We start from the raw sequence: 13,888 nt of genomic DNA on the forward strand, positions 1-13,888 counted from the left end.
GTGAAGCGCTGCGTCTGATGCCCGAATAGCCAAGCCGGCGCGGTTTGGCTATGATTCGCAGCTGGCCGTTTCGGACACGCGCAAGACGTGCGTCCGGAAGCCGGCTTCGGGATGCCGCGCCGCACCGATAATTCTGCTGGCGGGGAGGCCGGAGCACATTAGTCCACCCCTAGATAGTAGGTATACTATCAATCAGGGAGGAAGACGTTGCGGATCGCGGTGATCGGCGGGGGGCCCGGTGGGCTTTACTTCGCCTATCTCTGGAAGAAGCGTCACCCCGAGGATCAAGTCGACCTGTTCGAACAGAACCCGGCCGACGCGACCTGGGGCTTCGGCGTCGTGTTCTCCGACCAGGCCCTGGAATTCCTACGCGCCGACGACCCCGAAACGGTCGACGCGATCGCGCCGCATATGGAGAGCTGGGAGAACATCACGCTGAACCTGCGCGGCGATCACGTCGCCATCGACGGGGTCGGCTTCTCCTCGATCGGCCGGCTCGAGCTGCTGCGGTTCCTGCAGCAGCGCGCGCTGGAGGTTGGCGTCACGCCGCGCTTCGACACGCAGATCCATGCGGTCGACCAGCTCAACGGCCACGACCTGATCGTCGCGGCCGACGGGCTGAACTCGCTGGTGCGCCGCGCCTATGAGGGCGATTTCGGCACCTCGCTGTCCTACTCCTCCAACAAATTCGTCTGGTACGGCACCTCGAAGCGCTTCGATACGCTGTCGCAGACCTTCGTGAAGACCGACCGCGGCGCTTTCAATGCGCACCATTACCGCTACTCGCCGAACATGAGCACCTTCCTGGTCGAATGCGACCACGCCACCTGGCAGGCCTACGGCTTCGCCTACAAGGACGTCGAACAATCCAAGGGCGTCTGCGAAGAGGTGTTTGCCGACACGCTCGGCGGACACTGCCTCGTCTCCAACAAGTCGGTCTGGCGCAATTTCCCCTGGGTCTGGAACGAGCACTGGTCGTTCAAGAACATGGTGCTGCTCGGCGATGCACTGCATTCGGCGCACTTCTCGATCGGCTCTGGCACGCGGCTCGCGATCGAGGACGCCATCGCGCTGGTCAAGGCGCTGGAATCCGATGCGCACCTCTCGACGGCGCTGCACCGCTACCAGGCCGCGCGCAAGCCGGTGGTGCAGAAGCTCGTCGACGCCGCGCGCACCAGCGCCTTCTGGTACGAGCATTTCGCCCAGCACATGCAGCTCGACCTGATGGATTTTGCCTACAGCTACATCACCCGCTCCGGCCGCATCGACGATTCCCGGCTTCGTGCGATGTCGCCGGCCTTCATGGCGCGCTACGAGTCCGCCAAGAACGGCGGAACCCCGGCATGAGCAACGAGATTCGGGATCAGGTGCCCGCCGACATCATGGGCGCGCGCGAAATAGGGCTTTGCCGTTCCGGAAGTCTACAACGCCAGCCGCGTGCTGTTCGACAATCCAGGCAAAGGCCGCGGCGACAAGCTCGCGCTGATGTGGCACCCCCCTCATCCCGCCTTCCCCAGATGCTCCAGCGCATCCTCGGCACGCAGCGGCACCCGTGAGGCCTCGTTGTTGAGATCGACGAGCTGCGCCAGCAGGTCCATCAGCGTCTTGCGGTCCGCGGGCTTCAGCGGCTCCAGCATGCGCGCTTGGGCGCGCTCAACGGCAGGGATGATCTCGCGCAGGATCGCAGCGCCTGACCTCGTCAGATAGAGCAGCTTGATCCGCTTGTCCTCCGGCGCGGGCTTGCGCTCGACGAAATCCTTGGCCTGCAGCCGCTCGATGACGCTGCCGAGCGTGGAGCGGTCGAACGCGATCACCGCCGACAGCCGCGTCGCGTCGATGCCGGGATGGGTGTGGATCGCGATCAGTGCCGCGTATTGCACCGGCGTGAGATCGAACGCCTTGCACTCTTCCATGAAGATCGAGACCGCGATCTGCTGCATGCGCCGGAACAGATAGCCCGGCGCGGCATAGACCGCATCGATCGTGATCGGAGGAAGAGGCTTACTCGGCATCGGGCTGCTTCTCCGGTGCAGCATCGGCGAAGGCCGGCAGCGCCTTGGCGGCGGCTTCCGCCTTGAGCAGACGCGGATAGGCTGAGACGTCGACCTTGAAGCGGCGCGCGTTGGCGAGCTGCGGCACGAGGCAGAGATCGGCGAGCGTCGGCGCATCGCCGAAGCAGAATGGGCCGCGCTCGTCCCGGATCAGCGTCTCGCAGGCCGACAGCCCTTCGCGATTGACCCACGCGGCCCAGTCCTGGACTTTCTCCTCGGCAAGACCAAGCTCGCGCAGCCGTGCCAGCACCTTCAAATTCTGCACCGGATGGGTGTCGCAGGCGATCGCCAGCGCGAACGCCCGCACCTTGGCACGGCGCAGCGGATCGTTCGGCAGCAGCGGCGGATTTGGTTGCGTTTCGTCGAGCCATTCGATGATCGCAACCGATTGGGTCAGCACTGCACCCGCATCATCCTCCAGCGCCGGCACCAGGCCTTGCGGGTTGATGGCGAGATAGGTGGGCGCGCATTGCTCGCCCTTGCGCAGATGATGCGGCAGGTGCTCGGCGCCGAGGCCCTTCAGATTCAGCGCGATCCGCACGCGATAGGCCGCACTGGAGCGGAAATAGCCGTGCAGCTTCATCATAGCCTCCCTCATCTTGTTCGCGACGTTGACGCTACCTAGATTGTCAGTATACTGTCAATCTACAAAACGAACGGGAGCTGCGCCATGGAAGCCGTGACCAAGACGCCGGAACGCGAGGCGTTCTACAGGAAGATCGACGGCGAGAACCTCACCGCGCTGTGGACGGTGATGGGCGATTTGATCACGCCGGAGCCGAAGAGCGCCTGCCGGCCGCACCTGTGGAAGTTCGATGTCATTCGCGACTACATGACGGAAGCCGGCCGATTGATTACCGCCAAGGAAGCCGAGCGGCGCGTGCTGGTGCTGGAGAACCCGGGTCTGCGCGGCCAATCGAAGATCACGACCTCGCTCTATGCCGGCGTGCAGATGGTGGTGCCCGGCGACGTCGCGCCCGCGCACCGGCACAGCCAGTCGGCGCTGCGCTTCGTGCTTGAGGGCAAGGGCGCCCATACCGCGGTCGACGGCGAGCGCACCGCGATGGCGCCTGGCGACTTCATCATCACGCCGTCGATGACCTGGCACGATCATTCCAACGAGACGGATGAGCCGATGTTCTGGCTCGACGGGCTCGACATTCCCCTGGTGCAGTTCTTCGACTGCTCCTTCGCGGAAGGCTCCAAGAACGACCAGCAGAAGATCACAAAACCCGCCGGCGACAGCTTTGCCCGCTACGGCCACAATCTGCTGCCGGTCGACGTCAAGCGGAGCTCGAAGACCTCGCCGATCTTCAGCTATCCCTATGCCTACACCCGCGAGGCGCTGGAGAAAGCTCGCGCGAGCCAGGAGTGGGATGCCTGTCACGGGCTGAAGCTGAAGTTCAGCAACCCCGAGACCGGCGATTTCGCGATGCCGACCATCGGCACCTTCATCCAGCTTCTGCCCAAGGGATTCACGACGGCGCGCTATCGTGCGACCGACGCCACCGTGTTCTGTCCCATCGAGGGCCGCGGCCGCAGCCGGATCGGCGATGCCGTTTTCGAATGGGGCCCGCGCGACCTGTTCGTGGTGCCGAGCTGGCAATGGGTGACGCACGAGGCCGATGACGACGCCGTGCTGTTCAGCTTCTCGGACCGCCCGGTGCAGCAGAAGCTGGATTTGTTCAGGGAAGATCGCGGCAACGCGTGATCTGGAGTTCGCGCCTCACATCGGTATCGTCCCTGCGAAAGCAGGGACCCATAACCCCAGGGAGACGTTTGGCGAAGACCCTTTGCTATTTAGCCGGTACGACGGCCGTCCATCCTCGATAGATCACGCGGTATGGGTCCCTGCTTTCGCAGGGACGACAGCGGAGTTTACCGCCAGTGCAATAATTTGACCTCCAGCCAGCCGATCACCTTCCCCACCGCAAGCCCGAACACCGACAGGATCACCACGCCGGCGAGCAGCTGGTCGGTCTGCATCAGATTGCCGGCCTGGAGCACGAACGCGCCGATGCCGTATTGGGCGCCGATCATCTCAGCGCTGACGACGAGGAGCAGCGCGACCGAGGCCGTGATGCGGAAGCCGGCGAGGATCGCGGGCAGCGCGCCGGGCCAGATCACCTTGCGCACGATGGTGGCGAAGGGAACGTTGAAACTCTGCGCCATGCGGATGAGGTTGCGCGGCACCGCATCGACGCCGCTATAGACCGAGATCGCGGTCGAGAAGAAGACGCCGAGCGCAATGGTGGCGATCTTCGGCTCTTCGCCGATGCCGAGCCAGAGGATCAACAGCGGCAGCAGCGCGATCTTCGGGATCGGGAACAACGCGGAGATGAAGGTGATGCCGACGCTGCGCGCAAGCCTGGATAGGCCGATGGCAAAGCCGACGGCGACGCCGGCCGCTGTCCCGAGCAGCCAGCCGACGCCGATGCGCAAGAGCGAGGCCGAAAGATGCTGCCAGAGCGCGCCCGAGATCGCGAGCTGATAGATCGCGCGCACGATGGCGGACGGCGCCGGCAGGAACAGCGGATTGACCAGGCCAGCGCTGCCGGCCGCCTGCCAGATCGCGATGACGAGCCCGAGCGCGATCCAGCCGCCGAAGCGGCTCGAGGCCGGCACGAAGCCGGCGCCGCGGAAGCCAACGGGTCGCGTTGCTTGGTCCTCCACGGGCTTACCCGCGCGATCAAGCATGCTGCACCTCGCGCTCGGCATCGATCGCCTCGTTGCGGATCAGCGACCAGATCTGGTTCTGAAGCGCCAGCAGCTTTTCGCGCTCAGCGGTTTCGCCGCGCGCAGCGCGGGTCATCGGCACCGTCACGACCTCACGGATGCGGCACGGCCGGCGCGACAGCACCACGATTCGGTCGGCGAGCCGCGCCGCCTCTTCGAGGTTATGCGTGACATAGACCGCGCCCATGCCGCCATCTGCGAGCAGGCGAACGAAGTCTTCCATCAAGAGCTCGCGCGTCTGCGAATCCAGCGCCGAGAGCGGCTCGTCCATCAGCAGGATCGCAGGCCTGACCGCAAGCGCGCGCGAAATGCCGACGCGCTGGCGCATGCCGCCGGAAAGCTGCTTTGGATACGTCTTGCGAAAATCGGTGAGGCCGGTGCGGCGTAGGGCGTCCTCGACCAGCGCGCGGCGCTGCGTCGCCGAGAGCTCGGTGTGCAATAGCGGGAATTCGACATTCTCCTCAACTGTCGCCCACGGCAGCAGCGCAAAGTCCTGGAACACAAAAGTGAGCGGATTGAGACTGTCCGCCGGCGCCACGCCGCGCAGCTCGGGTGCGCCGGAGGTGGGCTGCAACAAGCCGCCGAGGATCGACAGCAGCGTGCTCTTGCCGCAACCGGAGGGCCCGACGATCGCCACCACCTCGCCGGCGCCGACGGTGAAGGAGACGTCGTCGAGCACGGCGAGATCGCCGAAGCGGTGGATGATGTGGTTGGCGATCAGGTCCATGAGACGATCTTGCGTTCACCTTCCCCTGGAGGGGGCGGATAGCTCGCTGCGAGAGTCAGCATCAATCCGCCTTCACATAATCCTTGGCTATGATCGCGTCCGCATCGAAGCCCTTGTCGGCAAAACCCTGCTCCTGGAGCCATTTGATCTGGTTGTCGACGTTCTTGACGTCGAGCTTGCCGTCGGGATCGATATAGGCGCAGTTACCGACCACCTGCTCGACCGGCAAATTGGTGTATTTCGCGATGATGTCCAGCAGCGGCTTGGTCTTGTCGTTGATCGGGGCGACGCCGTCCTTCATCGCGGCGAGGATGACGTCGTGATATTCGCGATCGGCTTTGGCGAGTACGCCGAGAAATTTTGTCACCAGCGCCTTGTTGGTCAGCGTCTTGGGCGCAGCGAACACGGCGCCGAGCTGCCATGGCGTCTCGTCGCCGACCCAGCCCAGAAACTTCGCGCCGCCCTCGTCCATCAGTTTTCGCGCGGTGGATATGGGGAGCAGTGCCGCATCGACGGTCTCGCCCTTGAGCGCGGCGGCCGCGTTCGACAACGATTGCAGCGGCACGATCTTCACGTCCGCGAGCTTGAAGCCATATTTGTCGGCGAGCAGGCCGAGTGAATAGTGAAAGCTGGAGCCGACTTGCGTCACCGCCACGCGCTTGCCGGCGAGATCCTTCGGCGTCTTCAGCCCGGCCGCATAGGCATTGTTGCTGGCGAAATAGCCGATCAGGGGATAGCCGGGCTTCTCGCGGCTCATGCCGCCGATCACCTTGAGCACGCCTTTGCCGGCGAGATTGTAGAGGCCGGCGGTGAAGGCGGTGACGCCGAAATCGACGTCGCCCGAGGTGGTCGCGACCGCGATCGGCTGCGCCGCATCGAAGAATTTCAGCTCGACCTCCAGGCCGGCCTCGCGAAAATAGCCCTTGTCCTGCGCGATGAAGACCGGCGCGGACGACGACAGGCGGAGCACGCCGATCCTGGCTTTGAGCGCATCCTCGGCCCGCGCCGTGCCCATCGTCATGATCGCCAAAAGGCCAGCTATCGCGAGCCGCGCAATTCCGATCATCCCGTGTCCTCTCGTGGTTCTCTTGCAGCGCGCTACAGGCCCTGTGGGACGGGCTGGTCCCGCCCGATGAAGGCGCCCTGTTGTTTCAATGTTTCCTGCAATTTTTCAATGGGGATTTCGCGTGGAATCCGGTTTCCGGACAGCGCCAGCGCAGCGGCGGAACCCGCCGCCTCGCCCATCACGAAACAGGCACCGGAGACCCGCGCCGCCGACTGGCCCTCATGGGTCATCGAGGCGCAGCGGCCGGCGACCAGGAGATTGTCGACGCCCTCGGGCACCAGCATCCGGTAGGGCAGCTCGTTATAGCCGCGCGATTGCGGGATCGGCGGAAAGGTGAAGACGACATCGCCGGGAACATGGGCCTCGATCGGCCAGCCATTGACGCCGATGGAGTCCTCGAACGAGGCGCAAGTCAGCACGTCCTCGCCGCTGAGCTGGTAGCCGCCCTTGATGCGGCGGGTCTCGCGAATCCCGAGCTGCGGCGGCAAATCGACGATGTAGGACTTTTCAAAGCCCGGCACGGTGCGCAGGAATTCGAACGCGGCGAGCGCCTGCTTGCGGCCCTCGATCTCGCCGCGGGTGAGGTCGTCGGGCTCGACGCCGTTGATGGCGTGGCCATCCTCGCGCGCCACTTGCGTGAAATTCACCCGCCATTCGATGCCGGATTTCTGTGGGCGCACGATCGCGCTCTTGCGCGGAAATGTGTGCGTGCCGGCGGCGGTGGCCTTTTCCATCAATTGCGGGATGGTGCGCCACGCATCGCCCGCCTTGACAGGGTCGATGCCGTTCAGACGCAGCATCATCGACGGATAAAGCGGATGGCCATCCGCGTCGCCAATCTCATAGGGCGCGCCGGCCCACACCGCGAGATCGCCGTCGCCAGAGCAGTCGATGAAGATCTCGGATCGCACCGCTTGCCGGCCCGCCTTGGTCTCGACCATCAGCGCGTCGATACGGCGGTCGTCGCCCATCACCACGCCGGCGCCAAGCGCATGGAAGAGGATGTGCACCTTGTGACTGGCGAGCAATTGATCAGCTGCGATCTTGTAGGCGGCGGTGTCATAGGCCTGCGCAAAAACTTTGCCAAGGATCAGATGCGGCGTGTTGAGCCCGTTCAGGCGGTCGATCCGCGCCAGCAAATCGGACGCCATGCCCTGCACCAGCCGGTGGGCCTCGCCATAGACGTTGCCGTGCAGGCCGCAGAAATTGGTGACGCCGGCGGCCGTGCCCATGCCGCCGAGAAAACCGTAGCGCTCGATCAGCAGCGTCCTGCGGTCCGCGCGCGCCGCGGACGCCGCCGCGACAATGCCGGCCGGACCGCCGCCGAGGACGACGACTTCATATTCGCCGTAGAGCGGCACGCGGCGCGCTGGTTCTTCGATCGTATTGGCCCGCATGGCGCGTCCTATCCCTGAAAATCCTCGCTGGGCCCGATTGAACTAGCACGTGCCGGGCCACCATGCAGGCGCTGCTCACCCCGCCCAAGACGTCGCTGTGAGTCCAACGCTAGCCTTTCGCGCCACCCCAGTTCGCCGCCCGCTTCTCCGTGAACGAGGCCAGCCCCTCCGCCGCTTCTGCGCTCTGGCGCTTGACAGAATGCAGCTGCACGAGGCGCCTATAAGCGGCATCGTCGGCCGCCATGCCGCCGAACGAGCTCTCCAGCGCGAGCTTCTTGGTCTCGGCCATCGCCTCCGGTCCATTGGCGAGCAGCTGCTCGACGACCTTGGCCCCGGCAGCGTCGAGATCGGCGAGCGGCACCACCTCATGCACGAGGCCGATGCGGCGGGCGTCCTCGGCGCCGAAGCGCTCGCCGGTCAGCGCGTAGCGGCGGACCTGGCGCACGCCGATGGCATCGCAGAGCTGCGGGATGATGATGGCGGCGGTCAGGCCCCAGCGCACCTCCGTGATCGAGAACAGGGCATTATCGGCGGCGATCACGACGTCGCAGGCCGCGATCACGCCGGTGCCGCCGCCGAAGCAGCCGCCCTGCACCAGCGCAACGGTCGGAATCGGCAGGGTATTGAGGCGCTGCACGGCTTCGAAGGTCGCACGCGACGCTGCCTGGTTCGCCTCAGGCGATTGCGGCCGCACGGCGTTGATCCATTTGAGATCGGCGCCAGCCTGAAAGTGCCTGCCATTGCCTCGGAGCACGACGACGCGCAAATTCGGCTTCTTGCCGAGATCGTCCATCGCGGCGAGCACGCCGGCGATCAGCGCGGCGTCATAGGCGTTGTTGACCTCGGGCCGGTTCAGCGTGACGGTCGCAACCCCGCGCTCATCGAGGGTCCACAAGACGGGGCTGGCGGTCATCGGCGATTCTCCGGTCATTTGTTTGCCGGGCACTATGGCCGAAGCCGCTGGCCCTGATCCATATCTTTCCGCGTAGGGCGGTCGCGCCCATCGCATGGCGGCTTGTGTCATGCTGGCGACTGACGGCACCAAGAGATCAGGCAAGGCGATCAGGGACGGGACATCCATGCGCATCTGCATTTTCGGCGCAGGCGCCGTCGGCAGCCACATTGCGGTCCGGCTGGCCCGCGCCGGTCATGAGGTCAGTTGCGTAATGCGGGGGGCGCATCTGGAGGCGGTCCGTGCCAATGGCCTCAAGCTGCGCGTCGGCGATTCCGAGGTCTCCGCCAAGGTGAACGCGTCGGGCGATCCGGCCCAGCTCGGCCCGCAGGACGTGGTGATCTCGACGCTGAAGGCGACCGCGCTGACCGGGCTGGTTTCCAGCCTCAAGCCGCTGCTGCAAGACGACACCGCCATCGTGTTCGCGCAGAACGGCATTCCCTGGTGGTACGGCATCGGCCTGCCGCCGCGGCACCCGACACCGCCCGACATTTCCTTCCTCGATCCGGGCGGGCGCCTGCGCGCCTGCATCCCGAAGGAGCGAATCATCGGCGGGGTCGTCTTCTCCTCCAACGAGGTCACTGCGCCCGGTGTGGTGCACAACCTCACCCCGGACCGCAACCGCCTCCTGATCGGCGAATGCGACGACCGCAATTGCGAGCGCATCACGAAGCTCCGCGGTGTTCTCAACGAGGCGCGGCTGGAATCGCCGCCGGTCGCCGAGATCCGCGAGGCGATCTGGTCAAAGCTGCTGACCAACATGTCGCTGTCGGTGCTGTGCCTGCTCACCGGCCAGACCGCCCGCGGCGTGCGCGACGACCCCGCTTTTGCCGAGGTCATTCCGCGCATGCTGAACGAGGCCAACGACATCGCGCAGCACTACATCCCCGAGGTCAAGCGCGTGACCCGCAGCGGCCCCGCCCCCAACCACAAGCCGTCGCTGCTGCAGGATTACGAGCTGGGCCGCGCCATGGAGATCGACGTGCTGGTGAGGGCGCCCGCCGCCTTCGCCCGCACCGCCGGCCTGTCGACACCGACACTCGACCTGATCGCGGCGCTCGCGATCCAGAAAGCGCGCGACAAAGGGCTTTATTCGGCGTGAAGCCCGATGCGCTTCACGTTATTTCGTTGAGCATGATCTTCTCGGAAAACCGCTGCCCACTTTTCCGGATCATGCTCGCCTCAGGCGAGTGCATCGATCCAGGCCGCGAGCGCGTCGAGCACCTCCGTCAGCGCCTCGTCGTTGCTGCGGCCGGACTTTTTCAGCACCGCGAAGGAGTGATCGCCGCCTTCGACCTCATGCAGCGTCGCCTTGGCCCCGAGCGTTGCGATGACAGGCTTGAAATGGCCGAGATCGGCAAGCCCGTCGCGCGTGCCTTGCAGGAACAGCATGGGGATTGCGATGCCGGCGAGATGCTCGGCGCGTTCGACCGACGGCTTCTTGTCAGCATGCAGGGGAAAGCCGAGAAAGGCGAGCCCCCGTACGCCTGGCAGCGGAGTCTTTGACTGCGCCTGCGACGTCATGCGCCCGCCGAACGATTTTCCGCCGGCGACGAGCATCGCGCCGGGGCAGAGGCGCGCCGCCTCCTCCACCGCCGCCCGGATGGCGGCGTGCGCAACCGCCGGTGGATCGGGGCGGCCCTGCTTCTTCTCCATGTAGGGGAAATTGAAGCGCAGCGTCGCGATGCCGCGGTTCGCAAGCCCTTCCGCGACTTTCGCCATGAACGCATGCCGCATATCGGCGCCGGCGCCATGCGCCAGCACGTAGCAGGCGCGCGCATTGGCCGGCTGCATCAGAATTGCCGAGACTGGACCGATGCGCGCGATGTCGAGCTTAAGCTCTTGAGTTTTGACAGCCAAAATCGGACACCCTGACAGACGCGTTTCTGGCCGCCTTGGTAGCGTCACCGGCGCAGCCTGAAAACACAATAATTGCCGCGGCCGACTGGCCTACCAAGCCGGCAAGCCGCACCAACCGAGGTACCCATGTCCTACCGCTCCTCCTGGATGACCGAAGAGCTCGATGTCTTCCGCGACCAGTTCCGCAAATATCTTGCCAAGGATCTGGCGCCGCATGCCGAGACATGGCGCGAGCAGAAGATGGTCGACCGCTTCGCCTGGCGCGGGCTCGGGGAGATGGGCGCGCTGCTGGCCAGCGTGCCGGAGGAATATGGCGGCCTGGGCGCGACCTTCGCCTATGAAGCGGCCGTGCTCGACGACCTCGAAAGCACCGTGCCGGAGCTGACCACCGGCGTCTCCGTGCACAGCGCCATCGTCGCCCATTACATCCTCAATTACGGCTCGGAGGAGCAGAAGAAGCGTTGGCTGCCGAAAATGGCCTCGGGCGAGATGGTCGGCGCCATTGCCATGACCGAGCCCGGCACCGGCTCGGACCTGCAGGCCGTGAAGACCACGGCGAAGAAGCAGGGCAATTCCTACGTCATCAATGGCCAGAAGACGTTCATCACCAACGGCCAGGCCGCCGATCTCGTCATCGTGGTCGCGCGCACCGGCGAGGCCGGCGCCAAGGGCATTTCGCTGATCGTGGTCGAGACATCAGGCGCGGACGGCTACAAGCGCGGGCGCAACCTCGACAAGATCGGCCTGCACGCCTCCGACACGTCGGAGCTGTTCTTCGACAACGTCACCGTGCCGCCGGAGAATCTGCTCGGTAATGAAGAGGGCCAGGGCTTCGTGCAGTTGATGCAGCAATTGCCGCAGGAGCGCCTCGCGCTCGCGGTCGGCGCCGTCGCCTCGATGGAGCGCGCCGTCAAGCTCACCACCGAGTACACCAAGGAGCGGAAGGCGTTCGGCAAGCCGCTGCTGGACTTTCAGAACACCGCCTTCACGCTCGCCGAGCGCAAGACCGAGGCGATGATCGCCCGCGTGTTCGTCGACTGGTGCATCGAGCGGCTGATCGCAAAAGATCTCGACACCGTCACGGCGTCGATGGCGAAATACTGGTGCTCGGACAAGCAGGTGCAGACCGCCGACGAATGCCTCCAGCTGTTCGGCGGCTACGGCTACATGCAGGAATACCCGATCTCGCGCATCTTCATCGATTCCCGCATCCAGAAGATCTATGGCGGCACCAACGAAATCATGAAGCTGCTGATCGCAAGATCCTTATAGATCAGGTCGCTGTCGCGCGGCACGTCTCGTCCGCTCATCTCGCGGCGCGCCACTCCGCAAAATCCTGCTCGACCGCGTCGGCCGCGGCCTTTGCCGCGCCGCGGAGCCAATCCGCCTTGCGCGGCCGGAGGTCGGCAAGGATTTTTTCGGAGCAGCCGACACAGCTCCGCATCCAGGTCTGGTGCTCGTCCAGGAGCGCAGGACGCGGCTCCTTCAGGCCCAGCCTGTAGCCCTCGAGAATGACGGCCGCAGCCTCACGGCTGTCGATCGCCATGTCCTGCGCAAGCCGGCCGCTCGTTGCGAGGCGCACCAGATCGAACGGATAGGGCATCACGGCGGCTTCGTCGAAATCGTTGATGCCCCAGACGAGGCGCCCTTCGAGATCGCGCCAGGTCCCGTAATTTTCAGTGTGGGTGTCGCCGACGGAGAGAACGCGCGGCGCGGACCTCAACGCGGGGCAGATTGTCTCGATGCGCCGCGCCCAGCGAAAATAGGTTGCGCGCAGGAAGATGAACGCGTTCTTCCTCATGCGCTTGTGCTTGTGGGCGAGATCACTCTCGACGACGCGGCATTGCATGCGCAGCCACGCTTCGAATTCGGCGTTGTCGTCGAGGAAGCCCATGTCGAGGCACCGAACAGAGCTAGCGCCGCTTCAATTCGGATGCCACCAGCGGCCGCCGATGACGACGCCTTCGGACACGATCTTGCGGTCGCCGATCAGGTGCTCGCCGACGACGTCCTCATAGTCGAACTGGCCTTGCCTGATCGAGATCAGCGTGGCGTCGCCGACGCTGCCGGGCTTGAGGCTGCCGAGCTCGGGGCGCCGCAGCGCCATCGCCGCGTTCACCGTCGAGGCTGCGATCACGTCCGACAGCTCCATGCCCATGCACAGGAATTTTGACAGGGTCGTGACCTGGTCGAAAGCCGGACCGTCGATGCAGAGCTGGTGAATGTCGGAGGAGATCGTGTCCGGATAGAAGCCGTTGGCGAGCATGGCGCGCGCGGTCTTGAACGCGAACGAGCCCTTGCCATGGCCGATGTCGAACAGCACGCCGCGCTCGCGCGCGTCCAGCACTGCCTTCTTCACCGTGCCCTGCGCGGTCGCGGGCGTGTTGGGGAAGGGACGGAATGCATGGGTGAGCACGTCGCCCGGGCGCAGACGTGCCAGTACGTCTTCATAGCTCGGCGGCGGATGGTCGATATGCGCCATCAGGGGCATGCCGACCTCGCTCGCGACTTCGAGCGCGATATCGAGCGGCACTGCCCCCGACGTGCCCGAGGAGTGCAAGCCCACCCGCACCTTGATGCCGACGATGAGGTCGCGATTGGCATCGGCCACCTTGGCCGCTTCGATCGGGTTCATCAGCCGCAGCTCCTCGCTCTCGCCGACCATGATCCGGTGCGAGAAGCCGAAGATGCCGGCATGCGAGACATGCAGATAGGCGAGAATGCGGACCTGGCTCGGCTCGATCACATGCTTGCGGAATCCGGCGAAATTGCCGGGTCCGGCGCTGCCGGTGTCGACCGCGGTGGTGACGCCGGAGAGGCGGCAGAACTCCTCGGCGTCGATGCCGAGCGAGGTGCCGCCCCAATAGACATGGGTGTGCAGATCGATCAGCCCCGGCGTCACGATGAACTGCGAGACGTCGCGCACTGCTGTACCCGGATCGGCCTTGAGCCCGCTGCCCACCGCGGCGACCTTGCCGCCGGAGAAAGCGACGTCGGTCACGGCATCGAGCTTCTGGGAGGGGTCAACCACCCGCCCGCCGCGCAGGATCAAATCGAAAGGCATCATGGTCTCCGGATCGGGTATCAGGCGTAGCGGGC

General features: G+C 65.2%; 14 protein-coding genes. 4 read left to right on the plus strand and 10 right to left on the minus strand.

What is annotated here, in order from left to right; translation table 11 throughout:
- Positions 1-207 precede the first annotated feature (207 nt).
- On the plus strand, positions 208-1,347 hold the full coding sequence (locus tag JJB99_RS34765; protein WP_200496593.1) for an FAD-dependent monooxygenase: 1,140 nt from the start codon (positions 208-210) through the stop codon (positions 1,345-1,347).
- A gap of 152 nt (positions 1,348-1,499) precedes the next feature.
- On the opposite strand, the gene JJB99_RS34770 is transcribed toward JJB99_RS34765, so the two are convergent.
- Positions 1,500-2,012, minus strand: coding sequence for a MarR family winged helix-turn-helix transcriptional regulator (locus JJB99_RS34770; protein ID WP_200496594.1), 513 nt, complete (start codon positions 2,010-2,012; stop codon positions 1,500-1,502).
- A complete protein-coding gene (gene maiA, locus JJB99_RS34775; RefSeq protein ID WP_200500436.1) occupies positions 2,002-2,634 on the minus strand; it encodes a maleylacetoacetate isomerase in 633 nt (210 codons plus the stop codon). The genes JJB99_RS34770 and maiA overlap by 11 nt, the downstream gene beginning before the upstream one ends.
- An 87-nt stretch (positions 2,635-2,721) precedes the next feature.
- On the opposite strand from maiA, the gene gtdA reads away from it, so the two are divergent.
- Positions 2,722-3,762 carry a gentisate 1,2-dioxygenase gene (gene gtdA, locus JJB99_RS34780; protein ID WP_200496595.1) on the plus strand — a complete coding sequence of 347 codons (1,041 nt, stop codon included), beginning with the start codon at positions 2,722-2,724 and terminating at the stop codon, positions 3,760-3,762.
- Positions 3,763-3,929: 167 nt separating this feature from the next.
- Here gtdA and JJB99_RS34785 read toward each other — a convergent pair whose 3' ends face one another.
- The 5 genes from JJB99_RS34785 to JJB99_RS34805 all read right to left on the minus strand — a co-directional run bounded on the left by JJB99_RS34785 (position 3,930) and on the right by JJB99_RS34805 (position 8,890).
- Positions 3,930-4,748, minus strand: a complete 819-nt coding sequence (locus tag JJB99_RS34785; RefSeq protein ID WP_200496596.1) for an ABC transporter permease — start codon at positions 4,746-4,748, stop codon at positions 3,930-3,932.
- Positions 4,741-5,514 carry an ABC transporter ATP-binding protein gene (locus JJB99_RS34790; protein WP_200496597.1) on the minus strand — a complete coding sequence of 258 codons (774 nt, stop codon included), beginning with the start codon at positions 5,512-5,514 and terminating at the stop codon, positions 4,741-4,743. Before JJB99_RS34790 ends, JJB99_RS34785 begins: the two co-directional genes overlap by 8 nt.
- Positions 5,515-5,575: 61 nt before the next feature.
- Positions 5,576-6,580 (minus strand): ABC transporter substrate-binding protein, encoded by a 1,005-nt coding sequence (locus tag JJB99_RS34795; protein WP_200496598.1) that lies wholly within the window; start codon positions 6,578-6,580, stop codon positions 5,576-5,578.
- Between the two features lie 32 nt (positions 6,581-6,612).
- Positions 6,613-7,977 (minus strand): FAD-dependent oxidoreductase, encoded by a 1,365-nt coding sequence (locus tag JJB99_RS34800; protein ID WP_200496599.1) that lies wholly within the window; start codon positions 7,975-7,977, stop codon positions 6,613-6,615.
- A gap of 109 nt (positions 7,978-8,086) precedes the next feature.
- A complete protein-coding gene (locus tag JJB99_RS34805; protein WP_200496600.1) occupies positions 8,087-8,890 on the minus strand; it encodes an enoyl-CoA hydratase-related protein in 804 nt (267 codons plus the stop codon).
- A 166-nt stretch (positions 8,891-9,056) separates the two neighbouring features.
- On the opposite strand from JJB99_RS34805, the gene JJB99_RS34810 reads away from it, so the two are divergent.
- Positions 9,057-10,031 (plus strand): ketopantoate reductase family protein, encoded by a 975-nt coding sequence (locus tag JJB99_RS34810; RefSeq protein WP_200500437.1) that lies wholly within the window; start codon positions 9,057-9,059, stop codon positions 10,029-10,031.
- A gap of 80 nt (positions 10,032-10,111) precedes the next feature.
- Here JJB99_RS34810 and JJB99_RS34815 read toward each other — a convergent pair whose 3' ends face one another.
- Positions 10,112-10,789, minus strand: coding sequence for an alpha/beta hydrolase family protein (locus JJB99_RS34815; RefSeq protein WP_200496601.1), 678 nt, complete (start codon positions 10,787-10,789; stop codon positions 10,112-10,114).
- Between the two features lie 126 nt (positions 10,790-10,915).
- On the opposite strand from JJB99_RS34815, the gene JJB99_RS34820 reads away from it, so the two are divergent.
- Complete coding sequence (locus tag JJB99_RS34820; RefSeq protein ID WP_200496602.1) at positions 10,916-12,061, plus strand: acyl-CoA dehydrogenase family protein; 1,146 nt, start codon at positions 10,916-10,918, stop codon at positions 12,059-12,061.
- A 34-nt stretch (positions 12,062-12,095) separates the two neighbouring features.
- On the opposite strand, the gene JJB99_RS34825 is transcribed toward JJB99_RS34820, so the two are convergent.
- Positions 12,096-12,683 (minus strand): DUF2252 family protein, encoded by a 588-nt coding sequence (locus JJB99_RS34825; RefSeq protein ID WP_200496603.1) that lies wholly within the window; start codon positions 12,681-12,683, stop codon positions 12,096-12,098.
- A 30-nt stretch (positions 12,684-12,713) separates the two neighbouring features.
- Positions 12,714-13,853: an amidohydrolase/deacetylase family metallohydrolase gene (locus JJB99_RS34830; protein ID WP_200496604.1), complete on the minus strand. Its 1,140-nt coding sequence runs from the start codon at positions 13,851-13,853 to the stop codon at positions 12,714-12,716.
- Positions 13,854-13,888 lie beyond the last annotated feature (35 nt).

It is taken from the genome of Bradyrhizobium diazoefficiens, assembly GCF_016616235.1.
Taxonomy (GTDB): Bacteria; Pseudomonadota; Alphaproteobacteria; order Rhizobiales; family Xanthobacteraceae; genus Bradyrhizobium; species Bradyrhizobium diazoefficiens_H.